29 protein-coding genes are annotated in these 26,470 nt (G+C 70.4%); 11 read left to right on the top strand and 18 right to left on the bottom strand.

The features are described from left to right. Positions 1-7: 7 nt before the first annotated feature. Positions 8-400, bottom strand: a complete 393-nt coding sequence (locus ADL03_RS40045) for a CoA-binding protein (protein WP_053738868.1) — start codon at positions 398-400, stop codon at positions 8-10. 131 nt (positions 401-531) lie between these two features. Between ADL03_RS40045 and ADL03_RS40040 the strand changes: the two genes are divergently transcribed. Continuing rightward, complete coding sequence (locus ADL03_RS40040; RefSeq protein ID WP_053738867.1) at positions 532-954, top strand: YciI family protein; 423 nt, start codon at positions 532-534, stop codon at positions 952-954. A 66-nt stretch (positions 955-1,020) separates the two neighbouring features. Here the strand turns inward: ADL03_RS40040 and ADL03_RS40035 are convergent, their stop codons facing one another. Continuing rightward, positions 1,021-1,728: a LysR substrate-binding domain-containing protein gene (locus ADL03_RS40035; RefSeq protein WP_053738866.1), complete on the bottom strand. Its 708-nt coding sequence runs from the start codon at positions 1,726-1,728 to the stop codon at positions 1,021-1,023. Positions 1,729-1,785: 57 nt separating this feature from the next. Between ADL03_RS40035 and ADL03_RS40030 the strand changes: the two genes are divergently transcribed. Continuing rightward, the gene (locus ADL03_RS40030) at positions 1,786-2,169 is read left to right on the top strand and encodes a DUF5997 family protein (RefSeq protein ID WP_063798871.1); all 384 of its coding nucleotides are present in this window, start codon (positions 1,786-1,788) and stop codon (positions 2,167-2,169) included. Here the strand turns inward: ADL03_RS40030 and ADL03_RS40025 are convergent. Then, entirely contained in the window at positions 2,166-2,810 is a 645-nt protein-coding gene (locus tag ADL03_RS40025; protein ID WP_053738864.1) for a maleylpyruvate isomerase N-terminal domain-containing protein, read from the bottom strand. The genes ADL03_RS40030 and ADL03_RS40025 overlap by 4 nt on opposite strands. 67 nt (positions 2,811-2,877) lie before the next feature. Between ADL03_RS40025 and ligD the strand changes: the two genes are divergently transcribed. Beyond that, on the top strand, positions 2,878-3,822 hold the full coding sequence (ligD, locus tag ADL03_RS40020) for a non-homologous end-joining DNA ligase (RefSeq protein ID WP_053738863.1): 945 nt from the start codon (positions 2,878-2,880) through the stop codon (positions 3,820-3,822). After that, a complete protein-coding gene (locus ADL03_RS40015) occupies positions 3,812-4,717 on the top strand; it encodes a DNA polymerase domain-containing protein (protein WP_053738862.1) in 906 nt (301 codons plus the stop codon). Before ligD ends, ADL03_RS40015 begins: the two co-directional genes overlap by 11 nt. Here ADL03_RS40015 and ADL03_RS40010 read toward each other — a convergent pair. From ADL03_RS40010 to ADL03_RS39985, 6 genes are all read right to left on the bottom strand, one after another. Then, a complete protein-coding gene (locus ADL03_RS40010) occupies positions 4,714-5,574 on the bottom strand; it encodes a hypothetical protein (RefSeq protein ID WP_063798870.1) in 861 nt (286 codons plus the stop codon). The two genes, ADL03_RS40015 and ADL03_RS40010, sit on opposite strands and share 4 nt — an antisense overlap. Positions 5,575-5,642: 68 nt before the next feature. After that, a complete protein-coding gene (locus tag ADL03_RS40005; RefSeq protein ID WP_053738860.1) occupies positions 5,643-7,334 on the bottom strand; it encodes an ABC transporter family substrate-binding protein in 1,692 nt (563 codons plus the stop codon). 77 nt (positions 7,335-7,411) lie between these two features. Beyond that, positions 7,412-9,541 (bottom strand): ABC transporter ATP-binding protein, encoded by a 2,130-nt coding sequence (locus ADL03_RS40000; RefSeq protein WP_053738859.1) that lies wholly within the window; start codon positions 9,539-9,541, stop codon positions 7,412-7,414. After that, the gene (locus tag ADL03_RS39995) at positions 9,538-10,518 is read right to left on the bottom strand and encodes an ABC transporter permease (protein WP_304438828.1); all 981 of its coding nucleotides are present in this window, start codon (positions 10,516-10,518) and stop codon (positions 9,538-9,540) included. The genes ADL03_RS40000 and ADL03_RS39995 overlap by 4 nt, the downstream gene beginning before the upstream one ends. A 14-nt stretch (positions 10,519-10,532) precedes the next feature. Continuing rightward, on the bottom strand, positions 10,533-11,510 hold the full coding sequence (locus ADL03_RS39990) for an ABC transporter permease (protein ID WP_053738858.1): 978 nt from the start codon (positions 11,508-11,510) through the stop codon (positions 10,533-10,535). A 610-nt stretch (positions 11,511-12,120) separates the two neighbouring features. Beyond that, positions 12,121-13,143, bottom strand: coding sequence for a hypothetical protein (locus ADL03_RS39985; protein WP_157529696.1), 1,023 nt, complete (start codon positions 13,141-13,143; stop codon positions 12,121-12,123). Between the two features lie 18 nt (positions 13,144-13,161). Between ADL03_RS39985 and ADL03_RS39980 the strand changes: the two genes are divergently transcribed. Genes ADL03_RS39980 through ADL03_RS39970 form a run of 3 tightly spaced genes read left to right on the top strand, consistent with a single transcriptional unit; the run spans position 13,162 to position 15,632 of the window. Then, positions 13,162-13,707 carry a DUF6886 family protein gene (locus ADL03_RS39980; RefSeq protein ID WP_053738856.1) on the top strand — a complete coding sequence of 182 codons (546 nt, stop codon included), beginning with the start codon at positions 13,162-13,164 and terminating at the stop codon, positions 13,705-13,707. Between the two features lie 9 nt (positions 13,708-13,716). Next, a complete protein-coding gene (locus ADL03_RS39975; RefSeq protein WP_053738855.1) occupies positions 13,717-14,367 on the top strand; it encodes a response regulator transcription factor in 651 nt (216 codons plus the stop codon). Further along, a complete protein-coding gene (locus tag ADL03_RS39970) occupies positions 14,364-15,632 on the top strand; it encodes a HAMP domain-containing sensor histidine kinase (protein ID WP_053738854.1) in 1,269 nt (422 codons plus the stop codon). Before ADL03_RS39975 ends, ADL03_RS39970 begins: the two co-directional genes overlap by 4 nt. Here the strand turns inward: ADL03_RS39970 and ADL03_RS39965 are convergent. Continuing rightward, positions 15,589-16,071: an SgcJ/EcaC family oxidoreductase gene (locus ADL03_RS39965; RefSeq protein ID WP_197289080.1), complete on the bottom strand. Its 483-nt coding sequence runs from the start codon at positions 16,069-16,071 to the stop codon at positions 15,589-15,591. The genes ADL03_RS39970 and ADL03_RS39965 overlap by 44 nt on opposite strands. Before the next feature lie 125 nt (positions 16,072-16,196). Here ADL03_RS39965 and ADL03_RS39960 point away from each other — a divergent pair, with 125 nt between their 5' ends. Next, positions 16,197-16,574, top strand: a complete 378-nt coding sequence (locus tag ADL03_RS39960; protein WP_053738853.1) for a PH domain-containing protein — start codon at positions 16,197-16,199, stop codon at positions 16,572-16,574. Between the two features lie 132 nt (positions 16,575-16,706). Here the strand turns inward: ADL03_RS39960 and ADL03_RS39955 are convergent, their stop codons facing one another. Further along, positions 16,707-17,147 carry a hypothetical protein gene (locus ADL03_RS39955; RefSeq protein ID WP_197289079.1) on the bottom strand — a complete coding sequence of 147 codons (441 nt, stop codon included), beginning with the start codon at positions 17,145-17,147 and terminating at the stop codon, positions 16,707-16,709. Between the two features lie 181 nt (positions 17,148-17,328). Here ADL03_RS39955 and ADL03_RS39950 point away from each other — a divergent pair, with 181 nt between their 5' ends. From ADL03_RS39950 to ADL03_RS39940, 3 genes are all read left to right on the top strand, one after another. Further along, on the top strand, positions 17,329-18,333 hold the full coding sequence (locus ADL03_RS39950) for a hypothetical protein (RefSeq protein WP_053738852.1): 1,005 nt from the start codon (positions 17,329-17,331) through the stop codon (positions 18,331-18,333). Positions 18,334-18,558: 225 nt separating this feature from the next. Continuing rightward, positions 18,559-18,966, top strand: a complete 408-nt coding sequence (locus ADL03_RS39945; RefSeq protein WP_053738903.1) for a VOC family protein — start codon at positions 18,559-18,561, stop codon at positions 18,964-18,966. Between the two features lie 52 nt (positions 18,967-19,018). Next, a complete protein-coding gene (locus tag ADL03_RS39940) occupies positions 19,019-19,417 on the top strand; it encodes a class I SAM-dependent methyltransferase (protein ID WP_197289078.1) in 399 nt (132 codons plus the stop codon). Here the strand turns inward: ADL03_RS39940 and ADL03_RS39935 are convergent. From ADL03_RS39935 to ADL03_RS39905, 7 genes are all read right to left on the bottom strand, one after another. Beyond that, positions 19,381-21,096, bottom strand: coding sequence for a DUF2264 domain-containing protein (locus tag ADL03_RS39935; protein WP_053738850.1), 1,716 nt, complete (start codon positions 21,094-21,096; stop codon positions 19,381-19,383). The two genes, ADL03_RS39940 and ADL03_RS39935, sit on opposite strands and share 37 nt — an antisense overlap. After that, complete coding sequence (locus ADL03_RS39930; RefSeq protein WP_231642820.1) at positions 21,093-22,043, bottom strand: hydroxyacid dehydrogenase; 951 nt, start codon at positions 22,041-22,043, stop codon at positions 21,093-21,095. The genes ADL03_RS39935 and ADL03_RS39930 overlap by 4 nt, the downstream gene beginning before the upstream one ends. Continuing rightward, complete coding sequence (locus ADL03_RS39925) at positions 22,040-22,873, bottom strand: carbohydrate ABC transporter permease (protein WP_053738849.1); 834 nt, start codon at positions 22,871-22,873, stop codon at positions 22,040-22,042. The genes ADL03_RS39930 and ADL03_RS39925 overlap by 4 nt, the downstream gene beginning before the upstream one ends. After that, entirely contained in the window at positions 22,873-23,748 is an 876-nt protein-coding gene (locus ADL03_RS39920; protein ID WP_231642819.1) for a carbohydrate ABC transporter permease, read from the bottom strand. Before ADL03_RS39920 ends, ADL03_RS39925 begins: the two co-directional genes overlap by 1 nt. After that, positions 23,745-25,043, bottom strand: a complete 1,299-nt coding sequence (locus tag ADL03_RS39915; protein ID WP_053738848.1) for an ABC transporter substrate-binding protein — start codon at positions 25,041-25,043, stop codon at positions 23,745-23,747. Before ADL03_RS39915 ends, ADL03_RS39920 begins: the two co-directional genes overlap by 4 nt. 33 nt (positions 25,044-25,076) lie before the next feature. Then, the gene (locus tag ADL03_RS39910; protein ID WP_053738847.1) at positions 25,077-26,108 is read right to left on the bottom strand and encodes a substrate-binding domain-containing protein; all 1,032 of its coding nucleotides are present in this window, start codon (positions 26,106-26,108) and stop codon (positions 25,077-25,079) included. Positions 26,109-26,120: 12 nt separating this feature from the next. Then, positions 26,121-26,470: hypothetical protein (locus ADL03_RS39905; RefSeq protein ID WP_369809071.1), on the bottom strand; the 350-nt coding region annotated here is incomplete at its 5' end.

Raw genomic sequence — 26,470 nt, 5'->3', positions numbered from 1 at the left:
GAAGGTGTCAGCGCCCGCGCCACTCGATCGCGGGACAGACGTCCATCACCATGCGCAGCCCGGCGTCCTTGGTGCGGCGAAACGCCTCGTGGTCGACCACGCCGAGCTGGAACCACACGGCTTTCGCGCCGATCTCGACGGCCTCGTCGGCGAACTGGCCGGCGTCCTCCGAACGGCGGAACACGTCCACGACGTCGACCTCGAACGGAATGTCCTCAAGCGTGGCGTAGCCCTGCTCGCCGTGCACGGTCTCGGCCGACGGGTGCACGGGCACGATGCGCTTGCCGCGTTGCTGCAGGAAGCGGGCGACGCCGTGGGCGGCGCGGGAGGGGTTGTCGGACAGGCCGACGATCGCCCAGACCTGGGAGTTCTCAAGAATCCACTCGACGTCGTCACGCATGCTCCCCAGCCTAGTCTCGCCGTCATGATGTGACGCCGGTCACAAAGGGGGCGTGGCTGTCGAAAGCCGGCCATACCCGATCGACGCGTCGGTAGAAACGCACGGACACCCGAGTTCACGAGGAGATCGACATGCGCTTCATGGTCATCGTCAAGGCGTCCGAGGAGTCGGAGAAGGGCGTCATGCCCACGGCCGAGGAGCTCGCGCAGATGGGTGCCTTCAACGAGGAGCTGGTGAAGGCGGGCGTGATGCTGGCGGGCGAGGGCCTGTACGACAGCGCGAAGGGCGTACGCGTCCACTTCGACGAGAAGGGCACGACGACCGTGGTCGACGGTCCGTTCGCCGAGACCAAGGAGCTGATCGCCGGCTACTGGATCTGGGAGCTGCCCTCGCTCACCGACGCCGTGGAGTGGCTGAAGAAGGCGCCGTTCAAGAACGGCTCGGTCGAGATCAGGCAGGTCCACGGCGCCGAGGCGTTCGACGAGGTCATGACGCCCGAGCTCAGGGAGCAGGAGGACCGGCTGCGCGCGCAGCTCTCCACCCAGAACCAGTAGCGGACCGGGCCGAGGTCGGACGGTGCCCTGGGGGCCGTCCGGCCCGTCGCACCGGCCGGGCGGCGGTCAGCGGCGGCGGGACTTCGCGCCCTTCCTGGCAGGCGTGCCCTTCTTGGCCGGCTTCTGCTGCCGGCGCTGCGGGGACGCCTGGCGGGGCTGCGCGGCCGGCTCGGCGGCGGGCCCGCGCGTGCTGTTGACCGTGCGGCCGCGGACGACGCCGATCAGGTGCTCGACCAGCTCGGGGTTCTCGTCCTCGATCAGCCACGACAGCGCCACGCGCGACTGCGGTGCGTCGTGCACCGGCACGTACTTCACGTCCCTGCGGTGGTGCAGGCGGGCCAGCGACTGCGGCACGACCAGCAGCCCGGCCCCGGCGGCGACGAGCTCGACCGCGGCCGCGGTGGTCTCCGGGCGCTCGACCGGCGCCTGACCCGGCCGCTCCTCCCATTCGAGGGTGTCGTCGGCGGGCTGCCACAGCACGTGGTCGCGCAGGTCGGCGAGGGACAGCTCCTCCGCGGCGGCGAACTCGTGGTCCTTCGGGAAGACGACGACGCTGGTCTCGGTGTAGAGCGGGATGGCGTGCAGGCTCTCGCGGTCGACCGGCAGCCGCAGCAGCACGGCGTCGGCCTGCTTGGTGCGCGCCGTTTCCGCCGCCTCGGCGGCGGTCACCCCGACGAGGTGCAGCGGGGTCTCCGGCAGGCGTTCCTGCCAGACCCGCGCCCACTTGCCCGGCGTCACACCTGGGACGTACGCGAGCGTGAAAGAGCCGGTCACGTGCTGAGACTAGCCTGGTCACCGGCTCGGCCGGGCAGCACGGTTACTCTTTGTGCCATGAAGTCGCAGCAGACGATGAAGCCCGCCACCGCCGCCAAGAAGCTGGGCGTGTACCTCGAGGCGACCCCCGAGGAGTTCCGGGCCGGCGTCGTCTCCCGCGACGAGCTCGACGCGATGCAGGCCGACCCGCCGCAGTGGCTGCGTGACCTGCGCCGCAACGGCCCCCACCCCAAGCAGCTGATCGCGCAGAAGCTGGGCATCTCGACGTCGGCGCTCGTGCGGGCCGGCATCACCGAGGCGCTGACCACCGAGCAGATCAACGCGATCAAGGAGGAGAACCCGGACTGGCTGGTGCGCGAGCGCGCCACCTACGCCGAGTTCAAGGCCGAGGAAGCCCGCCTCGCGGAGAAGGCCCGCCTCGAAGCGGAGGCGGAGGCCTAACCCAGCACGACCGGGAGCTTCCGCGACCCCAGCTCGGCGCGCTGCGCTGCGGTGGGGTCGCGCCGTCCCGTGCCCACGAGCAGCACGTCCTCGTCCGGCCACGCCGCCGGGAACGACCCGGCGACCTGCTCCAGCACCGCCCGGCACCGCGCCACCGCCGCCGCGGAAGGCCCCGGGTGGTGCGGCAGGTGCCGGACGAGGTCGAGGTGGTGCAGCGTCCACTCCCAGACGTACGCGTCGAGGTAGTCACCGGCGGTGAGCACCATGTCCTGCGTGCTCACCCGCGTCGCGCGGTCGGCCAGCCGGCCCGCGCGCAGGGCCGCCTGGCCCACGTCGTCGAGGTGGAACCTCAGCATCCACGGCTCGCCGTACGCGGCGGCCAGCCGCACGGTCAGCGCGGACAGCGGATCGTCGGCGGCGGGCGCGTCGGAGACCTTCCAGTAGGTCACGCTGTCGTGCGTGGCGGCCTCGGCAGTGGGCGTCACCAGGGTGATCAGCACGTCCTGGGCGTCGATCACGAGGTGGCACACCAGGTCCCGCACCGACCAGCCCGCGCATCCCGACGGTGCCGGGAGGTCGTCGTCGGACAGCGCGCCGACCGTCGCGAGCAGATCCGCCAGTGACCGCGCGTAGAGGTCCACGGCCGCAACCTAGCAGCGGCCGCCGTCAGCGCTGAAGAAACGGCGCGGAGCGGTTAGGTTGTGGGGCATGGGCAAGTCCCCGGCTGTGGAGCTCGAGGTGGCGGACCGCGTCGTGCGGATCTCCAACCCCGACCGCGTCTACTTCCCCGCGCGCGGGGAGACGAAACTGGACCTCGCGCGGTACTACCTGGCGGTCGGCGACGGCATCGTCCGCGCGCTGCGGGAACGCCCGTGCATGCTGCACCGCTTCCCGGAGGGCGTCACCGGCGAGAAGGTGCACCAGAAACGGCTCCCGAACGGCGCGCCGCCGTGGGTGCGGACCGTGCGCGTGCACTTCCCGCGCTACAACCGCCACGCCGACGAGCTGTGCGTCACCCACCTCGCCGACGTGATCTGGGCCGTGCAGATGTCCACTGTGGAGTTCCACCCGTGGAACTCGCGCGCCGCGGACACCGAGAAGCCCGACGAGTGGCGCATCGACCTCGATCCGGGCCCCACGTGCCCGTTCGACCGGGTGCGCAGGGTCGCCCTGGTCGTGCGGGAGGTGCTCGCCGAGCTGGGCGCGGTCGGGTTCCCGAAGACGTCCGGGTCGAAGGGCCTGCACGTCTACGTGCGCATCGAGCCGGAGCACGGCTTCCAGGACGTGCGCAAGGCCGCTCTGGCGTTCGCGCACGAGGTCCGGCGCCGCGCCCCCGACGACGTCGAGACCACCTGGTGGCGCAAGGACCGCGACCCGTCGCTGGTGTTCGTGGACTACAACCAGAACACCCGCGACCGCACGATCGCGAGCGCCTACTCGGTGCGCGGCTACCCCGAGGCCACGGTGTCGACGCCGATCCGCTGGGACGAGATCCCCGACGCCGACCCGCACGACTTCACCATCGCCACCGTGCCGGCCCGGTTCGCCGAGCTGGGCGACCTGCACGCCGGCATCGACGACGCGGTGTGGTCCATCGAACCCCTGCTCGAATGGGCAGCCCGCGACGAGCTCGAGGTCCCCGATGAGCAGTGAGCAGATCAAGTTCTCGAGCCTCGACCAGCCGTTGTTCGGCGGCACCGTCAAGGCCGACCTCGTGGACTACCTGGACTTCGCCGCCGACCGGTTCGTGCCGGTGCTCGCGGGCCGCCCGCTGTCGGTGTGGCGGGTGCTGCGCGGCCAGGACCCGTTCATGCAGAAGAACGTCCCCAAGTACACGCCGTCGTTCGTGAAGACCGTCGAGGTCTGGGCGGAGGCGTCGCACCGGCGGATCCGGTACGCGCTGTGCGACGACAAGCAGACGCTCATGTGGTTCGCGAACCAGCGCGCCGTCGAGTACCACGTGCCGTTGTCCCTGGACGAGCACCAGACCCACATGGTCCTCGACATCGACCCGCCGGAGGACGCCGGTTTCGACGTCGTCGTCGCGTCGGCGTTCCTGATCCGCGAGGCGCTGGCCAAGGCCGGTCTGGCGGGAGCGGTGAAGACCAGTGGCGCCAAGGGGGTGCACGTCTTCGTGCCGCTGACCCGGCACGACCCCGACGACGTCGCCGCCGCCACCAGGGCGCTGGCCGCCCGCGCCGAGAAGCTCGACCCGGCACTGGCCACCACCGCCTACATCCGCGCCGAACGCGGCGGCAAGGTGTTCCTCGACTCGACCCGCGCCTGGGGTGCCACGGTCGTCGCCGCCTACAGCCCCCGCCTGCGCGAGGGCCTGCCGATCTCGTTCCCGGTGCCCTGGGACTCGCTCGCCGACGTCACGCCGTCGGACTTCACGGTGCGCACCCGGTTCGACGGCGACCCGTGGACCGAGCTGATGCCCGCGCCGCAACAGCTTCCCGCGGACCTGATCGCCGAGGGCCACGACATCCCGGTCGCGCGCGTGGTCGCGATGCACGAGGGCAAGCGCCGCAAACGTGCCGGCAACTAGGAGGGGTCCGATCCCCGGAACGCTCCCCACCACAGCCCCAGCGCCGCCGCCACCACGGTCGCGGTGACCCACCCGGTGAACCCGCTGCCGTCCAGGTAGGCCCAGAACACCCCGACGAACGGCGCCGGTGCCAGGAACACCGCGTCCACCCGCAGCTGCGCCGGCAGCCCGGTGGGCGCCACGGTCTCCGGGTCGGGCCGGGTGGGGTTGTCGACGCGCCGTCCGCGCGGATGCCTGGTGACGACCCGCCCGGACGGGTACACCGGCACCCCCTCGACGACGGCGACGCGTCCGCGCATCTCCACCGGGGCCGGCGAGGGCAGGGTGACCAGCACCGGGTCGTAGTAGACGGGCACCCACCGCTCGACCGGGCCGTCGAACTCCAGCCACGACCGCACCATCAGCCCCGACTGCACCCGGATCCGGCGCACGGACGCGGTGACCGGCGCACCCCGGCGCCGGGCCAGCAGCACCCGCACCGCTCCGGCGGCCACCACCAGCAACGCCACCGCGGCCGGGAACGTCACGCCGCCCAGTGCCCGGTCGGTCTCGACCAGCAGGTCAGAGCCCGGCAGCACGGCCCGCGACGGGTCGGCGGGGTCGAACGCCACCTGCGCCTTGCGCCCGACGAGCCGGTCGCCGCCCGAGTAGGCCACCCGGGCCGAGCCCGACGGCCAGCGCACGTCGACGTACCCGTCCGAATAGGACACCACGTCCGCGATCTCGCGGGACGTGAGGGCGGCCAGCCGGTCGCGTTTGTCCGAATAGGACAGCCACGAGAACAGGGCGACCACCGCACAGACGAACAACACCACACCGGTGGCGGCAAGACCATGACGCAGAGCACGGACGCGCACAGAGAACTCCCACGGACAAAGCGAACGGCCCGGCGGAGACCCGCCGGGCCGTTCGAGTCAACTACAGGTCACTTCTGGACGAAGCCCATGTGGATGTAGTCGTACGGACGGTTCGCGTACGCGACCGCACCGAAGTTCGCCACGGTGTCGCGGACCGCGACAGCACCCGGCGACTGGTAGAGCGGCAGCTGGTGGCCCGCTTCCCAGATCTTCTTGTCGATCTCGTTCGCGATCTCGTTGCGCTTGGTGTCGTCGAGCTCACCGTTGGCCTGGTCGAGCAGCTTGTTGATCTCCTCGGAACCGATGTGGCCGTAGTTCTGGTTGGTGCTGCTCGGGTCGAGGAAGTAGATGCCCTTGCTGTCCGAGATCGGCGAGGCCGAGGACAGCCAGCGGAAGCCGGTCATGTCGAAGTTGCCGACGTTCACGAACTGCTTGAAGTAGTCGGCGGTCGGCACGGCCTGGATGTCGACCTTGGCGCCGACGTCCTTCAGCTGCGTCTGGACCAGCTTGGAGATGTTGTCCGAGACCGGGTTCGGGGTCGGGACGATGTACCGGATGACGAGCTCCTTGCCGTCCTTCTTCCGGGTCTCACCCTCGAGCTTCCAGCCCAGGTCGTCCAGCTGCTTCTTCGCGGCTTCCTTGTCGAACGCGGCGACGGCCGAGTTGTCCTTGTAGGCCGAGGAGCCGAGCAGGAAGAAGTGGTTGCCCACGATCTGCGGCTCGCCCTTGAGCATCTGGCCCAGCAGCGCCTTGGCGATCGTCTTGGTGTCGATGGCCTTCATCAGCGCGACGCGGAGCTTCGGGTCCTTGAGGATCGAGGTGTCCGCACCGTTGAACGTGATGTGCGAGTAGTCCGGCGAGACGGCCTGGCGGATCACGGCGCCCGGCGTGCTCTTGGCGCGCTGGAAGTTGTCGACGTTCGAGCCGATGTCGTAGTAGTCGATCTGGCCGTTGGCGAACGCGTCCGCGAGCGCGGTGCGGTCGACCTGGCGGAAGGTGATCGAGTCGAGCTTGGGCTTCTCGCCCCACCAGTTGGCGTCACGCACGACGGTGACGATCTTGGCGGTGCGGTCGACCGAGCCGAGCTTGAACGGACCGGCGGTGATCTTCGGCAGCTCGGCCCAGCCCTTGTTGAACTCCTCGGGGGAGTCGAACATGGACTTCGGGTAGAGGGGCGAGAAGATGCCCTTCCACTCGGCGAACTTCTTCTTGAACGTCACCTTGACGTCCTGGTCGGTCGCGCCCTTCTCGACCTTCTCGATGTCCTCGTAGCCGGTGGTCGTGGACACCTCGTAGGCCTTGTTGGTGCCGTTGAGGGCCTTCCACATGGACTCGAAGTCCTGCCACGTGATCGCGGTGCCGTCCGACCACTTCGCCTTCGAGTTGATCTTGAACTCGAGGACCTGCGGGTCGGAGGACGCGAGCTTCACGTCGTCCAGGTAGTCCTTGTTCGGCTCGATCGTCGCGTCGGCCTTCTGCTTGAACAGGTTGGGCATGAACGTGCGCAGCATGACGTCCGTGTCGGCGTTGGTGCCGTCGAGCTGCCAGTTGTTCCAGTTGTCCGCCAGCGAGGTGATCGGCCAGTTGAAGTTGCCGCCGTCCTTCACCTTGGACGCGTCCTGCGGATTGATGTCCGCCTGACCGATCGCCTGGTCCGTTCCCTTGAGCCCGGTGTCGTTCTTAGCGGGCCCCCCACACGCCGTAAGCGTGAGGGCGACCGCGACCAGTGCGGCCGCTCCCACCTTGGTACGTCGACTCACTGTCGTGAACCTCCCTCGTGCCCGGACACCAGTTGCCGGGGACACTGTTCCTTCGTGCACGCAGGTCGCCTGAGCCATCAGAGGACCTGTCGAATCTGGGCGAAGTGGCAGGCGGCCTCGTGGTCGGGGGCCTGCACCTCGCGCGGCGGTTCCAGCTCGATGCACGTGCGCTGCTTCTCGGGAGGCAGCGAGGCGTGCAGGAAGCACCGGGTGCGGAACCGGCAGCCGGACGGCGGGTTCGCCGGGCTGGGCAGGTCGCCGGTGAGGATGATGCGTTCGCGCTGGCGTTCCTTGACGGGGTCCGGGATCGGGATGGCGGACAGCAGCGCCTGCGTGTACGGGTGCCGCGGTGCGTCGAACACCGAGTCCACCTCGCCGATCTCGACGATCTTCCCCAGGTACATCACGGCCACCCGGTCCGCGATGTGGCGCACCACCGACAGGTCGTGGGCCACGAACAGGTAGGCCAGGCCGAGCTTGGACTTCAGCTCCTCCAGCAGGTTGATGACACCGGCCTGGATGGAGACGTCGAGCGCGGAGACCGGCTCGTCGAGGACGACGAGCTTGGGCTCCAGCGCGAGTGCGCGCGCGATGCCGATGCGCTGCCGCTGCCCGCCGGAGAACTCACCGGGGTAGCGCGACACGACCTCCGGGCGCAGCCCGACCAGTGCCATGAGCTCCGGCACGCGGCGGGCGATGTCGGCCTTGCCGTAGCCGTGCACCTGCATAGGCTCGGCGATGATGTCGAAGATCGGCAGGCGCGGGTCCAGCGAGGCCATCGGGTCCTGGAACACGACGGACATGTCCCTGCGGATCTCGAAGCGGCGCTTGGCGTCCAACGAGGACACGTCGCGGCCGAGGACGGAGATGCCGCCGCTCATGGGCTTCTCCAGCCCGAGGATCTCCATCAGCGTCGTGGTCTTGCCGCAGCCCGACTCGCCCACGAGGCCCAGGGTCTCGCCCTCGCGGACGTCGAACGAGATGCCGGCGACCGCGTGGACGGTGCCGACGCGGCGCTTGAACACCACGCCCTTGGTGACCGCGTACTCCTTGACGAGCTGGTCGAGGCCCAGCACGACCTCGCGCTGCTCGCGCGGCACCCTGGCGATCTCGGGCTCCTCGACGACCTCGGCGCCGAAGATCTCCGCCGCGGCCTCGGCACCCTCGGTGTCGGTCGCCGCGATCTCGCCGGTGCGGATGCACGCGGCCTGGTGCTCGGGCGAGCCGTCCACGTCGATCAGCGGCGGTTCCGCGGTGTGGCAGGCGTCGACGACCATCGGGCAGCGCGGCGCGAACGGGCAGCCGGGCGGCAGGTCCGTCAGCGCGGGCGGCTGGCCCACGATCGGCACCAGCGGCTGCTTCTCGCCGACGTCCAGGCGCGGGATGGAGCCGAGCAGGCCGAGCGTGTACGGCATGCGCGGCCGCTGGTAGATCTCGTCCACCAGGCCGGTCTCGACGGCGCGGCCCGCGTACATGACCATCAGCCGGTCCGCGAACCCGGCGACGACGCCGAGGTCGTGGGTGATGAGCACGATGCCCGCGCCGGTGACCTCCTGCGCGGTCTTGAGCAGCTGCAGCACCTGCGCCTGCACCGTCACGTCGAGCGCGGTGGTCGGCTCGTCGGCGATGATCAGGTCGGGGTCGTTGGCGATCGCCATCGCGATCACCGCGCGCTGCCGCATGCCGCCGGAGAACTCGTGCGGGAACGCCTTGGCGCGCTCGGCCGCGTTGGGGATGCCGACGAGGTCGAGCAGCTCGACCGCGCGCTTGGCGGCGGCCTGCCTGGACACCGCGCCCCTGCGGTGCACCAGGATCGCCTCGGCGATCTGGTCGCCGACGGTGTAGACCGGCGTCAGCGCCGACAGCGGGTCCTGGAACACCATCGAGACGCGCCGGCCGCGGATCTTCGACAGCTCGGTGTCGGTGCGGCCGATGAGCTCGCGGCCCTGGAACCTGATCGAACCGGTGACGCGGGCGGACGACGGCAGCAGCCCCATGACGGCGAGCGACGACACGGACTTGCCGGAACCGGACTCGCCGACGATGCCGAGCACCTCACCGGGCGAGACCTGGTAGCTGAGCCCCCGCACGGCCTGCACGCGGCCGGCCTCGCTGGGGAAGGACACGTGAAGGTCCTCGACCTGCAGCACCGGCCCGACCGCCGCCGGGTCGGCCGGCGAGTCGAACTGGATCTCCGAAGTGGTCATCGGGAAGCCTTCTCCTTGCTGTCCTTCGCCTCGCGCTTGCGCACGCGCGTGGAGGTCGGGTCGAGCGCGTCGCGCAGACCGTCACCGACCCAGTTGACCGCCAGCACGAACACGACGAGGAAGCCCGCCGGGAACAGGAACAGCCACGGGAAGGTGGTCGCCGACGACGACGCCGAGCCGATCAGGGTGCCCAGCGACACGTCGGGCGACTGCACGCCGAACCCGAAGTAGCTCAGGCCCGTCTCGGCGAGCACGGCCGACCCGACGTTGATGGTCGCGTCGATGATGAGCAGTGACGCCATGTTCGGCACGATGTGCTTGGCGATGATCCGCCGGGCCGGCTGGCCCATGAACTTGGCCGCCTTCACGAACTCGCGTTCCTTCAGCGTCAGCGTCATGCCGCGCACGATGCGCGCGGTGATCATCCACTGGAACGCCGCCAGCATGAACACCAGCAGCCACCACGACTTGCCCCGGAACATCGGGCTCAGGATCGCGATGACCAGGAACGACGGCAGCACCAGCAGCAGGTCGACCAGCCACATGAGCGAGCGGTCGGCGACGCCCATGAAGTACCCGGCGGTCGCGCCGATGACGGCCGCCAGGGTCGTGGAGATCAGCGCCACCAGCATGCCGATGATCAGCGACTTCTGCAGGCCGCGCATGACCTGCGCGAACATGTCGGTGCCGATGTTGTCGGTGCCGAAGATGTGGTCGTTGTAGGGCGGCTGCAGGAACGCGGCGTAGTCGCGGTCGGTGTAGCTCCACTGCGAGAACATCGGGCTGATGAACGCCATCAGGTACAGCAACACGATGATGGCGAGCCCGATCAGCGCCAGCTTGTTGCGCTTGAAGCGCACGAACACCAGCCGGCCACGCGTCATCGCCTTGCCGGGGTCGGGCGCGGCGTCGACGGGGCTGCCCGAGGCGGCACCGGAGGTTCCCGCGGAGTCGCCCTCGTTGAGGATCACGGTCACGTCGTCGTCCTCTTCTAGTTGACCCGGATGCGGGGATCGAGCGCGGCGTACAGCACGTCGGCCAGCCAGCCGGAGAACAGCACGCACACCGCCACGAACAGCGTCACCGTCGCGGTGACGTTCGTGTCCTGCTTCGAGATCCCCTCGATCAACCAGTGACCCATGCCGAACCAGTTGAAGATCGTCTCGGTGAACGTACCGCCGACCACGAGCAGGCCGAAGCCGAACGCGAACAGCGTCGCCATCGGGATGAGGGCGGTCCGCAGGCCGTGCTTGAACAGCGCCCGGCGGCGGGTGAGGCCCTTGGCCTGCGCGGTGCGCAGGAAGTCGCTGCCGAGCACGTCGAGCATCGACGAGCGCTGGTAGCGGCTGTAGTAGGCGATCTGGCCGAGCGCGATCGTCAGCGTCGGCAGGATCAGGTGCTGCACGCGGTCCCAGAAGTGCTCGAGCCAGGTGCCCTCGAAGTTCGGCGTCGTCTCACCGACGAACAGCAGGACGTTGCTGCCGACCGCCTCGTTGAGGTCCTGCGCGCCGATCTTGAGCAGGTTGCCCAGCACGAACACCGGCGTCGACAGCAGTATGAAGCTGAACAGGGTCGCGAAGTAGTCGCTGAACCTGTACTGCCGGATCGCGCTCACCACACCGAGCAGCACACCGAACAGGATGCCGATGGTGATGCCGAGCAGGAACAGCCGCAGGCTCACACCCACGCGGCGGCCGAGCTCCTCGGTGATCGGGCGGTCGCTGACCGTCTGGCCGAAGTCACCCCGCACGACTCCGCTCATCCACGTCACGAACCGCTGCGGGATGGGCTGGTCGAGGTGGAGGTCTTTTTTCTTGGCCTCGATCGTGGCAGCCGGCGGCGGTGGGTTGCGTTGCTGCAACACCCCGATCGGGTCGAAAGTGGCGGAGGCCAACGTGAACGCGAGGAACGTCGCCACGAGGGCGAGCACCACGTAGTTGACCAACCGCCGCAACAGAAATCCGGCCACCCGTGTTCAGTCCTCTCCCCGGTGGTTGCGACGTCGGCGCACTGGATTGCAGTGGACGAGTTGCACGAGATTAACCGCCGTTCCGGCGGACCGCCGCCCACCCCCACCATTCGCGGGGGCCGCGCTGACCGGGCCATAGTCACCCACGAGCGGAGGAAAGGACGGCCGAACAGCCACATCAACAGTTGACTCTCGGCAATTGAGTGTCCAAGCGTGACCATTGTGCGGCCAGATCGCTGTATTCAGCGCGGTGTTCTGCCGCGCTGCGGATGGACATGCCGCATACGGGTGAATGCATTGACCGGAAGATGTGGGACAAGCAGCGCAATGCTATCCGAAACCGGGCGTCACGCTGCGGAGCGAATCAGGTGTGCGCCGTGACTGTATCGATCAGGCGCAGCTCGTGCCCCCGTCCAGCGCACCGGCGGCTCCGCCACTCCGCCCGCGAGCTGTTCCTCCCTGAGGCGCAGCCGCGCCACCTCGACGGTCGTGAACCTGGGACGCTCCCGGCGCACCTGCGAGCTGCCTCACACCTGTGCCTCGCTCTGGCCTGTGGCCCCGCAGGGTTCACCCACAGGCGCCCCACAGCCCCATTTTGCGTACGCGGGGGTCAGGAGAGGCGCCAGAGGCGGCCGCCGGCGATCACGAACACCTGGCCGCCGGCGGTGGCGGCGGCGGTGACCGCGCCGGTGGGGCCCGCGGCGGGTCGTTCGGTCTTCCCGGACACGAGCTTCACGCCGCCGTGGTCGATGAACAGCGTCGGGGTGCCGTTGACCGGCACCGGTGGCGCGAGGTCGGTGCGGTCGCCGACCGGGATGTCGGGGGTCTCGACCTTCTTCCAGTCGGGTCCCGTCCACCAGGCGAGCTTGCCGCCGCTGCGGCCGACGACGTGGCAGGTGCCGTCCCAGCAGTTCGCGGCGAGCGCGGCGTCGCCGTCCGGCAGGGTCGCGGTGGTCCACGTCTTGCCGTCGAACCGCCAGACCGCGGCGCCGGTGCTGCCGCCGCCGACCTGCCAGCCGACGACCAGCGCGCCGCCGTCGCCGGTCGGGGTGGCCGCGATCGGGAACTTCAGCAGCTCCTGCGAGCTCTCCAGCGCCGTGCCCGCGCTGGGTTCACGGGTCCACGTGTCGGCGCCGTAGGTCCAGGTGGCGATGTCGAGGCCGGCCTTCTCGCTCTGCCAGCTGCCCACGATCCGCGGCCCGGTCGCCGTGCCGACCACGGTGAGCAGCTCGCCCGCGCCGTAGCCGCCGAACGTGCTGAAGCCCTGCGTCTTCTCCACCACCTGGCGGCTGTCGCCGGTCCACGCGCTCCAGCGCACGTTGCCGTGCGCGCCGCCGCGTTCGCCGCCGACGCCGTGGATGGTCTGACCGTCGGAGGTCAGGCCGTACCAGTGGGCCTCCTTGCCGTACGGCGTGGCCGGGGTGAGCCGGATGGCGCTCTGGGTGCCGTCCTCGGCCCGCAGGACCAGCTCGGGGTGGTCGCTCGGGCGGGTGCCGACGAGCAGCGCGTCCCCGTGCGGTGCCAGGGCTTCCGGGGTCGCGGTGAGGTCGACGGCGGTGAGCTCCACGCCGTCGCCCCGCGCGTCGGCGCATCCGGCGAGCACCAGCAAAACCACGAGCATCAGCCTGCGCATGCGCGTCAGTATGACCACATGCGGCCCGAACCCGGTCAAGTTCTGCACTTCTCCGAGGACCCGGCGATCACGCGGTTCGTGCCGCACCGGGCGGCGACCGCGCGGCAGCCGGGTGAGTACGTGTGGGCGGTGGACGCCGCCCGGTCGCCGGACTACTGGTTTCCCCGGCAGTGCCCGCGGGTGCTGGCCTGGGTGGATCCGGAGTCGGCGGAGGCCGATCGGGAGCGGATCATCGGGCCCGGCTGCGGTTCCCGCGTGCACGCCGTCGAGTACGGGTGGCTGGAGCGGATGCGGGAGGTGCGGCTGTACGCCTACCGGTTCGACGCCGGGCCGTTCCGCCCTTTCACCGAGGAGGGCGACGGCCCCGGGCACGCGGTGGTGGCGACGGTTCCGGTGGAGCCGCTCGGGCCGCCGGAACGGGTCGGCGACCTGTTCGCGGTGCACGAGCGGGCCGGGATCTCGTTGCGGGTGCTGCCGACGCTCTGGCCGTTCTGGGCGGCGGTGCGCGCGAGCACGCTCGGGTGGAGCGGCATCCGGTTGGCCAACGCCCGGCCGGTGGAATGATCTGCGCCCATGCGGGTGCTGCTGGTGGAGGACGACGAGCCGATCGCGGAGTCGCTGACCCGCGGGCTGTCGCGGTACGGGTTCGAGGTGCGGTGGGTGCAGACCGGCGCGGAGGCGCTGGCGAGCGTCGCGGACGCCGCGCTGGTGCTCGTCGACCTGGGGCTGCCGGACATGGACGGCCTCGACGTGTGCCGGGAGCTGCGGGCCCGCGGTGACGTGCCGATCATCGTGATCAGCGCGCGGTCCGACGAGGTCGACCGCGTCGTCGGGCTGGAGATCGGCGCGGACGACTACGTGACCAAGCCGTTCGGCGTGCGGGAGGTCGTGGCACGGATCCGCGCGGTGCTGCGGCGTTCGCAACCACCGGCCGCGCCGGAGCAGCACGGGCGGCTGCGGATCGACCGCCGCGGGCGGCGGGTGCACCTCGACGACACCGAGCTCGTGCTGACGCCCAAGGAGTTCGACCTGCTGGCGTACCTGGCGGAGGAGCCGGGCGCGGTGTTCACCCGCGAGCAGATCATGGAGTCGGTGTGGGACGAGAACTGGTTCGGTCCCACCAAGACGCTGGACGTGCACGTGGGGGTGCTGCGCCGCAAGCTCGGTGACGCGGCGGCGGTGGAGACCGTGCGCGGGGTCGGGTTCCGGCTGGTGCTCACGTGATCCGGCAGCTGGTCTGGAGCTACGTGCTGCTGGTCGCGGTGGCGATCGCGGCGTTCACCGTGCCGGTGGCGTTCACGTTGAACCAGCAGCTCTACGCCGACGCGGAGAACACCGCCCGGCGCGAAGCGGACACGGCGGCGTTGCTGCTGGCCTCCGGTGACACCCGGTCGTTGAGCGCGCTGGTCGACGCCTACGAGCGGCAGACGCCGGGGCAGATCGACGTGCTCGGGCCGGAGCCGGCGGCGAAGGTGTGGGACGCCGAGGGGCTGAAGCTCACGGTGCCGGCGCGCACGCCGGACGGGACCGTGGTCGGCGCGATCCGGCTGTCCTATCCGGACGATCGGATCACGCAACGGCTGTGGCAGATCTGGGGGTTCCGCGCGGCACTGGCGGTGTTCGTGCTGATCGCGGCGGCGTTGCTGGGCGTGTGGCTGGCGCGGCGGGTCACCCGGCCGTTGCGCGACCTCAACGCGATGGCGGGCCGGTTGCGCGACGGTGACCTGTCGGCGCGGGCGGAGGAGACCGGGCCACCGGAGACGCGGACGCTGGCGCGCACGCTGAACACCGCGACTGAGACGATCGGCACGCTGGTCGGCGCGCAGCGGGCGTTCATCGGCGACGCGTCGCACCAGCTGCGCACCCCGCTGACGGCGTTGCGGCTGTCGCTGGACAACGTGGCCGACGGCGTCGACGACCCGGTCGTGCGCGAGGACGTCGAGATGGCGACGGCCGAGGTGGTGCGGATGTCGCGGCTGGTCAACGGCCTGCTGGCGCTGGCACGCGCCGAGGCCGACGTCGCGCACCCCGAGCCCGTGCGGGTGCTCGACGTCGTCGCCGAGCGGTTCACCGCCTGGCGCGCGGCGGCCGACGAACGCTCGATCGCGCTCGTCTCGGAGGGTGCCGACCTCCGGGTGCTCGCCACGCCGGGACACCTCGAACAGGTGCTGGACAACGTGCTGTCCAACGCGCTGGAGGTGTCCCCTGACGGCGCGACGATCCTGGTCCGCACCACCCGCCCCGGTCAGCTGGACGTGATCGACGCGGGCCCCGGCCTGTCCGAGGCCGACCGGGTGCGCGCGTTCGACCGCTTCTGGCGGGGTCAGGGCCTGACCGGCCGCGGCGGGTCCGGGCTGGGCCTCGCGATCGTGAAGCAGCTCGTCACTGACGACGGCGGCACGGTGTCGCTGGAGGCCGCGTCCGGCGGCGGGCTGTGCGTGCGGATCAGGCTGGCTCCGGCATCGCCGACGAGTGGTGGTTCACGATGAGCCAGCGCCCGTCGACCTTCTCGTAGACGAACGTGTAGCGGGCGTCCACAGTGGCCGGTTGGCCGTTCCTGGTGAGCGCGAACCGGTACGTGCCCGCGTCGATCGCGTCGTCGGCGTCGAGCACCGCCACGTGCGAGTCGAGCACCTGCCCGCTCGGCCGGTTCTGCAGGAAGTGCTCGAAGTAGTCGACGATCTCGGCACGCGTGCTGCGCACCCGGTTGGAGACGGTGGGCAGCAGTACCGCGTTCGGAGCGTAACGATCGGCCACCTTCTGGGCGTCCCCCGTCGCGAGTGCCGCGTTCCAGTCGGCGAAGAGCGCCCTGATCTGCTCGGTGCTCGGCCGCTGCTCCTCGGACGTCGTCGCCGCACTGGTGGCGCAGCCGGTCACCAGGAGGGCGCCGGCCAGTGCGGCGGTGGTCCCTGCGAGGTGCTTGCGCAATCTGATCACCCTGTTCCCGATCGAGTGGCTGTTGACCTCCACTTTCGGGCTAGCCAGGGAAGTGCCCGGCCAGCGGCCGCACAGCGTTCGGACAAGGTTTCGGAAAGCCTGGTAAACGTGGACGCATGGGACTTCTCAGCGGAATGATGGGCAACGCTTCCAAGCTCGACCCCAGGGCGGCCGCGCAGGAGTTCGGCCGCCTGCTGGCCCAGGGCGAACAGGTGCACGCGGCCTACCAGCTGCTGCGCGACGCGTTCGTGTTCACCGACCGCCGCCTGATCCTGGTCGACAAGCAGGGCATGACCGGCAAGAAGGTCGAGTACCACTCGATCCCGTACCGCGCGGTCACGCAGTTCAGCGTGGAGACCGCCGGCCACTTCGACCTCGACGCCGAGCTGAAGATCTGGATCTCCAGCAGCGACACCCCGATCTCCAAGCAGTTCGGGAAGGGCGTCGACGTGTACGAGGTGCAGGCCCTGCTGGCCTCCTTCGTGGCCCGCTAGCCGCGCCGCAGGCGTGAGACCGTTGTCCAGCACGGGGTTTGCGACGGTCAGCGCCGCGGCGAGCGTCTGAAAACTGTGGTGCGCAACGAAAATCCCCGCCGGACGTCCGGCGGGGATCGGTCCTCCTGAGGCCTAGCGGGCCTGGAGCATGGGGCGGAACCGGTCGCGGTACGCCCACGCCAGGCCGATCTCGGCGGCCACCACCAGGACGGCCATCACCAGGCCGCTGGGCTCCAGGAACACGTGGAACAGGAAGATGTTCACCACCATCGGGGCCAGCAGCGCCAGCGCCAGCGGCACGAACCGGCCGGCGATGAGCAACAGGCCGGCGAGCAGCTGCACGCCCGACGCCAGCTGCAACATGTACCCGGTGGCGGACAACGCGGCGCTGAAGGCGACACCCGCCGGCGCCATGGTGCTCGGGTCCGGGGCGGGCATGAACATCAGGAACCCGTTCAGCCCGGTCGTCGCGAACAGCAAGCCGGTCACCACGCGCGTCACGATCGTGGCCCAGCGAGCGACAGCGGACGTGCGGGTCGAGGTCGGGGCGGCGGTGGCGGTCGTGGCGGTCATGTCGTGTTCCTCCTGGGAGCTCGTGTCCTTCCACTGATGCGTCGAACGGCCCCCGGCCCGGATCGACACGCACCGGAGAAAATCTTCGGAAGTTTTCGGAGACGCCCGTGCGTCACCCGGTTCGCCCATATCCACGGCCGGGGACGCCCCTCTCTTGTTCGCGAGGGCGGGAGGCGAGGACGTGCGGTTGACGGTGGTGGCGGCAGCTCCCGGCTACGGCAAGACCGAGGCGGTCCGGCGCAGGTCACGCCAGGCGCGCTGGTGCGCGGGCGAGTCAGCGGCCGACTTCGTGCGCACGCGCAGGTGGGCGCCGCAGGTCGTGCTGGACGAACCGGCCGTCTCCCCCGGCGAGCTGCGCGAGTGGCTGCGGCGCACGCCGTGCGAGCAGGTCACGCTGATCACCCGGCGGCCGTTCGAATGGGAGGGCGCCGAGCAGATCGGCCCGGTCGAGCTGGCGCTGCCCGCGGCCGCCGTCGGTGACGAGGTCTACCGCGCGACGCTGGGGTGGCCCGCGCTGGCACGGCGGTGGCCCGACCACGAGCAGTACGTGGTCTCCACCATCCTGCCAACGTTGTCACCCCCGGCGCGGCACCTCGTGGCGACGTTCGCGCGGCTCGGCCCGGTGCGGCGCGGGCTGTGCGTCGAGCTCGGCGTCGACCCGGCCGCCATCGTGGAGCTGACCAGGCTCGGTGTGCTGGTCGGTGATCGCCTCGTGCCCGCGGTCGCCGAGACGGTGCGGGCGGCGGGCCCCACTCCGGTCGACCACCAGCGGGCGGCGACCTGGTACGTCCGCAACGGGTTCCCCGCGGCCGCCGCACGCCTGCTCGACCGGCTGGGCCAGCACCGGCGGCTCGCGGCGCTGCTCACCGACCGCGGCGCCGAGGTCCTGGTCGCCGAGCCGGGGCTGTTCAGCAAGCACCCGCTGCTGCGCGAGAAGGCCAAGGCGCTGTCGGCCGTGCACGTCGAACGGGCGGAGGAGCTGTTCGCGCGGGCCCGCTACCCGGAGGCGCTCGAACACGCCGACCTGGCCGTGCAACTGGACGAACAGGACGCGGCGCTACGGGTGCGCGGGCGGGTGTTGCGCAGGCTGGGCCGGCTCGACGACGCGCTGGCGTGCGTGCGTGACGCGGCGGACGAACCGGTCAGGTCACCGGCAGACCGGACTGGCCGGACCGAGCGGTTCTGACCTCGACGACCGGGCTGAGCGTTGGAGGGCCTGGCCATCGCGACCAGCGGTGGCTCACACCGGCCGTCCTCGAAGCCGCGGAGGTCGTCGGCCTCGCGACAGAGATCCCAGGTGGACGGACGAGGTCGCTCAGGGTGACCCCGGTGTCACGGAACAGGTTCAAGTTGTAGGCGCGGCAAGGCTTTGCGAGGATTCTCGCCTGTCTTCGACGAAGGAGTGATCCCGGTGGCCACTCGTCTGAACCCGTACCTGCGCTTCGACGGCTCCGCCCGTGAGGCGATGGAGTTCTACCACTCGGTCTTCGGCGGCGAGCTGAGGATGAACACCTTCGGCGAGTTCGGCCTGCAGGACACGCCGCAGGCGGAGCAGATCATGCACGCCCAGCTGGAGACCGACGCCGGCTACACGATCATGGCCTCCGACACGCCGCCCGGGATGGGCTACCACCCCGGCGACACCATCACGGTGTCGTTGTCCGGCGACGACGAGGTGCTCAGGGAGTACTTCACGAAGCTCGCCGAGGGCGGCAAGGTCGGGACGCCGCTGGAGAAGCAGATGTGGGGCGACGAGTACGGCGACCTCACCGACCGGTTCGGCGTCCGGTGGCTGGTCAACCTCGTCGGCCAGGGCTGACGTCGCGCCGCGCTGGTGGCCGCGTCCGCCGTGCTGACGCATCATGTGGACCATGAGCGAGCGTCTGCGCGGTGTGGTCGGCCACCTCGCGATCCGGCCCTGCGACCGGGTGCTGGAGATCGGCTGCGGCCAGGGCGTGGCCGCCGGGATGGTGTGCGAGCTGCTGTCCACGGGCACGCTCACGGCCGTCGACCGGTCGGTGAAGATGGTCGAGGCCGCCACCCGCCGCAACGCGCGGTTCGTCGCGTCCGGCAAGGCGGAGTTCCTGATCGCCTCGCTGGAGGACATGTGCCTGGGCGACCGCCGGTTCGACCTGGTGTTCGCGGTCAGGGTCGGGCTCTTCCACCGCGAACCTGACCGTGCGCACGCGCTGGTGCGGCCGTGGCTCGCGCCCGGTGCCCGCGTGCTGTCGTTCTACGACGAACCACGGGTGCCGTCGGTGCCGAGCTGACCACCGGCGTCGAGGGTCTGGCGGAGGATCTCGGCTGCCCTGGCCTCCCAGTCGGCCTGGGCGACCGTGCCGCCCAGGACGGCGACGGCCACGAGCGTGACGGTGCCCTCCACGTCGGCGGTCAGCGTCGGCACGTCCGGGCTGGTGGTGAAGGCGGTGCCCTGGGGCGCCCGGTCCCGGCGGCTGCCGGTCCAGCCCGCGACCGGGACGAGCGCGGACGGCAGGTCGGTGGCCCAGCCGGTGAGCTCGGCGCGGGTGCCGGGCGGTGCGCCGATCACGCGGTGGATGCGCAGCTCCTGGTCGTCCCAGACGGCGGTCACGCTCTCGATCCGCAGGCCGGGGACCATCGGCTGGTGCGCGTCGAACACCGGCCGGTGCCACGAGGCGGCCCAGTTGTCCCGCGCGCCGAGCGGGTGGATGCGGCGGCGGACGCTGCGGTCGCCGTTGACGACGAGGCTGATGTGGTTGTCGGCGACGTTCTTCCGCGCGGTCGGGCCGGTCGTGGTGGAGTAGGCGAAGCGGCTGTAGAGCGGGTCGTCGTCGGTCGCGTGCTCGCCCTCGAACGGGCGGACGTGGTCGCTGCCGTGGTTGTGCAGCCTGGTCACGCCGTTGTGGCGCTGGATGAGGAGACCCGGCCCGTTCAGTGCCAGTGTGTGGTTCCCGATGTCGGTGGGTTCGTCGGGTGCGGTCCACAGTGGATGGTCAGGTCCGGCGAGCAGGCAGACGAACGCCTTGCTGGCCCAGTACGGGGAGGCGGGGCCGGAGTAGTCCTGCAGCGTGGCCTCGTGCGGGCCGTGCCAGCCGAGGCTGAGCAGGCCGCCGGTCAGGGCGCCGCGGTCGAGGAAGTAGCGCAGGGTGGTGCCGATCAGGTGCCGGGACCGGCCGGGGCTCAGCGGCGTCTCGCCGGTGACCGCGCCGAGTGCGATCGCCGAGGCGGCGGCGAAGCGGTAGGTCAGTGACCGTCCGAAGTAGACCGGTGCGCCGTCGGCGCCGAACAGCAGGGAGAAGCTCGTCAGGTGCTCCGCGAGGTGGGTGGTGACCGGTTTCCCGTCGAGGAGCGCGTCCAGGGCCGGGTAGAGGTGCAGTGCCCAGCCGTTGTAGTGGTCGAACGCGCGGCCGTCGCCGTCGGAGTACCAGCCGTCACCGACGTACCAGCCCCGGAGCAGTTCCACCGCGCGTTGCCTGGCCCGGCGGGTCTCGGCGTCTCCCCTGCCCGCGGCTTCGAGGAACGCCGCGACCGTGTAGGGGAAGAAGTACCAGTTGTTGGCGGCGGGAACGTGCCGCAGCGCCTCCCTGAGCCAGGCTTCCGCGCGGTCCTGCTGGGCTTCGGTGAGCTTGTTCCACAGCCACGGTTTGGTGAGCCGCAGGCCGAGTGCGACCGACGCCGACTCGACCATGGGCTGGCTGACGTCGGTGATCGCGGGCCACTGCCCCGCAGTCCCGGCGACGAGCCCGGCGGCATAGCGTTCCAGCAGGTTGTGCGGGTCCTCACCGTGAGCGGTGCGGAAGGCGGCGGCGAGGAACGTCCGCGCGTAGCCCTCCAGGCCATCGGACCGCACGCCGCTGCGTGACGGGCGGCCGGGCAGGTCGAGGAAGGCCTGGTCGGGTGACGCGTGCCGCCAGGCGGCGGCCAGCAGGTCGTCGGCGACCTTGACCCATTGCTCGCGGGTGAGGCTCACGCGATGCGCTCCCGTCGTTCCGCTGGTACCGGGGTGTCGAACGGTTCACCGTTGGCCCATCTGCGGACCTCGGCGACGGCGTGCCGGGCGAGCCGGTGCCACTCGTTGCCCTGCGACCCGGCGAGGTGCGGGGTGATGAGCACGTTGTCGTTGCGCCACAGCGGGTGGTCCGGTGGCAGGACCTCCGGGTCGGTCACGTCGAGCACCGCGCGGATGCGTCCCGCCTCCTCGGCGAGGGCGTCCTGGTCGACCACCGCGCCTCTCGCGGTGTTGATCAGGACGGCGTCGTCGCGCAGGAGCCCGAGCAGCTCGCGGCTCACGAGGCCCGTGGTCTCGGGCAGCAACGGGGTGTGCACGCTGACGACGTCGCTGCGCCGGAACAGGTCGGTGAGCGAGACCGGTTCCGCACCGTCCACTTCGGTCACGAACGGGTCGTGCACGAGGACGTGGAGGTCGTGGGGCCGCAGCAACTCGACGACCCGGCGGCCGATCGTGGACGCGGACAGGATGCCGACGGTGGTGCCGAAGTTGCCGACGGTGTCCGGGACGTCGTAGAGCTCCATCCGCCTGGTCGCGCGGTAGTCGCGGGCCCGTTCGAGCACGCGTTTGCCGGTGAGCAGGATCATCGCGACGGTGTACTCGGCGACCGGGACGGCGTTGGCCCGTGCGGCGCTGGAGACGGCGATGCCGCGTTCCCAGCAGGCATCCGTGACGAAGCCCTTGACGGATCCGGCCGTGTGCACGATCGCCTTGAGTCCGGGCAGGCGCCGCAACGCCTCCTCGGTGATCGGCGGGCAGCCCCAGCCGGTGACGAGCAGGTCGACGTCCGGGAGGTCGGCGAGGTCCTGGACGACCGGGCCGAAGTCGCAGAGGGCGGTGAGCTGGTGCAGCACGGGCGCGAGGACGGCGTTCTCGGCTTCCCGCGACATCGCGCCCGCGGCCCTCACTTGACGGCTCCTGCGGTCAGGCCGGCGCGCCAGAACCGTTGCAGCAGCAGGAACGCGACGATCAGCGGCAGCACGGCGAGCAGTGACCCCATGATCACCACCGGGTAGTACTCGGGGCTGACGGTGGCGGAGCTGTTCCACTGGTAGAGGCCGAGGCTGACCGGGTAGAGCTTCTGGTCGGACAGCATGACCATGGGCAGGAAGAAGTTGTTCCAGATCGCGGTGAGCTGGAACAGGAAGATCGTGACGGCACCGGGGCCGAGCATGCGCAGCGCGACCTTGAAGTAGGTGCCGAGGTCACCGGCGCCGTCGATGCGGGCGGCCTCCAGCACCTCGTCGGGGACGTAGCCCTGGCTGAAGATGCGGCCGAGGTAGACGCCGAAGGGGTTGAACAGCACCGGGATGAACACCGCCCAGAACGTGTTGACCAGCCCGGCCTCGGACGCCATCAGGTACAGCGGCAGCGCGAGCACGGTCTGCGGGACCATGACGGCGGCGAGGACCAGGCCGAAGAGCTTCTCCCTGTGCCGGAAGGCGTACTTGTCGAACGCGTAGCCGGCGGCGGTGGAGACGAACGCGCTGACCGCCGCGCCGAGCACCGCGTACAGGACGCTGTTGAGGTACCAGCGGCCGTAGAGGCCCTTGTCCATCGCGAAGAGCTCTTTGACGTTGTCGGCGAAGGAGAAGTCCTTGAGCGAGAGCAGGTCGCTCTGGAACAGCGCGTCGACGTTCTTCGTGGAGGCGAGGACCAGCCACAGCACCGGCAGCAGGGTGTAGAGGACCGAGACGCCGACGACGACGTTGACCGTGGCGCGGCCGAGGAGGGTCATCAGGCGGCCTTCCTGTTCGTCCAGCGGGTGACGCCGTAGGACAGCGCGACCGTGAAGGCCAGCAGGATCACGGACGCGGCCGCGGCGAGGCCGTAGTTGTTGCGGGTGAAGGCGGCGTCGTAGATGTACATGCTGGGCGAGAACCGGGCGCTGATCATCGGGGTGGACTGGCTGAGCAGCACCGGTTCGGTGAACAGCTGCAACGCCCAGATGAGCGTGAACATCGAGACGGTCACGATCGCGGCCTTGACCAGCGGGGTCTTGATCCGGATCGCCTGCTTGACCGGCCCGGCGCCGTCGACGACCGAAGCTTCGAGCACTTCCCGCGGCACCGCTTGGAGTGCGGCGTAGAAGATCACCATGTTGTAGCCGAGGTTCGACCACAGCGCGATGTTCACGATCGACGGCAGCACCGTGTGGATGCCCAGGAAATCGATCCGGACGTCGGCCTGGGCGAACAGGTCGATGATCGGGCTGAGGCCGGGGGTGTAGAGGTAGAGCCAGATCAGGGCGGCGATGATGCCGGGGACCGCGTGCGGCAGGTAGAGGCTCATCTGCGCCCAGCCGCGCAGCTTCGCGACGCCGGAGTCGAGCAGCAGCGCGAGGGTCAGCGCGCCGGCGACCATGACCGGGAGGTAGATCAGGCAGTACAGGACGACGGTGACCAGGCCGCCCCGGAACGTGGGGTCGCTCAGCACCGCGGCGTAGCTGCGCAGGCCGACGAACACGGTGCTCTCCGGGCCGAAGCCGAGGCCGGGCTGGTCCTGGGCGAAGAAGCTGAGCCAGATCGCGGTGCCGGTCGGGACGAGGAAGACGATGACCAGCAACAGGAAGAACGGTGCCATGAGCGTCGCGCACGCCAATTTGCTCTTCACCGCTCGACCTCCTCTGTGGACAGTCCGAGGGCCTTGAGGTCGGGCATGGTGCCGCTCTGGGCGGCCCTGACCGCGTCGATCAGGGTGCCCTCGCCCGCACCGGCCTTCGCGAAGCCGTCCTGCATGACCTTCTGGGTGGCGGTCATCCGCGGTCCCCACACCCAGCCGTCGAGGATCTTGTCGGCCTCCTGCTGGAAGAGCCGGTAGATGTCCTGGCCGCCGTAGTACTCGCGCGGGAACGCCTTGGCACCGGTCTCGACCAGGCCGGGTGCGGCCGGGTACTGGCTGCTGGTGCCGCTCTTGAGGCGGGCGGTGAGCGCGTCGGGGTGGGTGGTCTGCCACTCGATGAACTCCATGGCGGCCTCGGGTTGCCGCGAGTCCCTGGTGACCGCGAACGTGGAGCCGCCGTGGGTGCCGACGTGCGGCTGGTCCCAGACCGGCATGGGGGCGATGCGCCACTTGCCCTTCTGGCCGGGGCGGGCCCGCATCTGGGCGCCCGCGTCCCACGCGCCGCTGAGCCGGGTGAGGACGAGGTCCTGCCCGATCTGGGCGTCGTGCTGCTTGCTGTCGGCGGCGTTGCGGAAGACCAGGTCCTCGTCGATCAGCCGCTGCCAGTAGCCGGCGACCTCGCGCGTCGGGCCGTCGGCGAGGGAGACCCGCCAGGTGCCGTTGCCGGTGTCGAACCACCTCCCGCCGGCCTGCCAGGCGAAGCAGGCGAACTGCGTGCCGCCGTCGGTGGGGAACAGCCCGAGCCGCCGGTTCGGGAACCTGGTCCTGACCTGCCGGGCGAGGCCGGCGTACTCGTCCCAGTCCCGCGGAACCTGGAAACCGCTTTCCGCGAACAGGTCGGCGCGGTAGTGCAGGACCATCGGCTCGACGTCGAGGGGGACGCTGAAGATCCGGTCGTCGAACGTCGTGAGCTTGAGCGCCTGGGGCAGCAGCTTCTGCCTGACGCGGTCGGTGACGAGGTCGGTGATGTCCCTGGCCACGCCGTCGATGGCGTAGCCGGGAACCTGCGGGTACTCGATGGTCGCGACATCCGGTGCGTTGCCCGCGCGGGCGGCGTTGCTGAGCTTCGCGTAGCCGCCCTGACCGCCGGAGGGGATCTGCTGGAAGACCACCCTGATGCGGTTCTGCGAGGAGTTGAACGCGTCGACGACCTGCTGACTACCGCGCAGTGCCGACCAGAACGTGATCTCTACCGGGCCTCCGGCACCGCGGCGCTGCGGAGTGGAACAGGCCGCCAGTGGTGCCGTGAGGCCCGCCGCGAGGAGCGTGCGACGACTCAGGCGCATACGACGCATCCTGATCGCCTGATCGCTTTTGCGTCAAGAAACGGTCAAACGCTCAGTCGATGACCGGACCTTCAACTCGGGCAGCAACTCGACCCGTTCCGCCGGCCCGCCATCGTTGCGGAGCTTGCGCAACAGCATCTCCGCAGCCGCTTTGCCGACCTCGGTCTTCGGCGGCGCGACAGCGGTGAGCGGGATGCTCCCGAGCGCCGCGACCACGTCGTCGTACGCCACCACCGAACACCCGCCCGGCACGTCGATCCCGGCGTCGGTGAGCTGCTGCACCAGGATCAACGCGTCCACGTCCCCGTGCAGGACCGCCGCCGTGAACCCCTTGGCCCTGAGCACGCCGGCGAGCCCGGACTCCGGGTCGCTGCCCATGATGGCCACGTCCTCGAGCCCGTCCCGTGCAATCTCGGCAAACGCTTTCCGCAACGCCCGCGCCGTCGGGCTGTCGTCCCGCGCCGCCAGCAGAACCCGCCGGTGCCCGAGGCTCTTGAGGTGCTCGACAGCGAGCTTCATGCCGTACCAGTGGTCCGAGCACACCGAGCTCATCGCCCTGAGCGCCCCACCCGGCCGTCGTTCCATCAGCACGGTCGGCACTCCGGTCTCCGCGAGCCACGAGTCGGCGAGCTCCTCCTCCCGCGTCCGCCACCTCGGCGCGATCAGCAACCCCTGCACCGGCTCCTGCAACGCCCGCTCGACGATCGGCCGTTCCGCACCGCGGACCTGCGGCGCGATGTGCAGCACCACCCGCATCCCCGCGTCTTCGAGGACCTTGCGGGCACCGTTCATCGTCTCGTACAGGTACGTGTGCCGATCGGGCACGACCAACGCCACGGCACCGTTGACCGCCTTGTTGACCACCGGCTGCTCCACCGGCACCAACGGCCGCACCACCCCGTGCCCCCGCCGCAGCCGCCCGCTCTGCGCGAGCTCCTCGACGTCCCGCCGGACGGTGACGACCGAAACGTCCAACTCGCTCGCCAGGTCGCTCACCCGCACCGCGCCGCGCGAGGCGACCACAGCCAGGATCCGCTGCCTGCGGACTTCGCCGCCTTCACGCATGCCCCTGCCCCTTCACTCCACTCGCCGTCGCGCTCCAGGTGACCGATCGCTTGTTTGATCGCTTACCTGATCGTTTGACCGCTTCCCCGCGAGCGTAACCCGCGGCACCACCACCGCACCCACCACCGCGCCGACCGCCGTGACCCCGGCCGCAACGAACGCCGCACCCCGCACGGACACGGCCTCCGCCACCAGCGTCCCCGCCACCACACCGACCAACGTCGAAAGCGCCTCCACGGCAAAGAAAACCGCCCCGATCCGCCCCAGGAACCCGTTGGGCACGACCCGCTGCAGAACCGTCTGCGGCACCACCAGCACAACCGACCCGCACACCCCGATCCCCACCGCCGCCACAACCGCAC

Source organism: Nocardia sp. NRRL S-836 (assembly GCF_001279525.1).
Classification (GTDB): Bacteria; Actinomycetota; Actinomycetes; order Mycobacteriales; family Pseudonocardiaceae; genus Lentzea.
The sequence above is the reverse complement of the archived record's forward strand: the minus strand, read 5'-3'. Positions and strand labels throughout refer to the sequence as shown.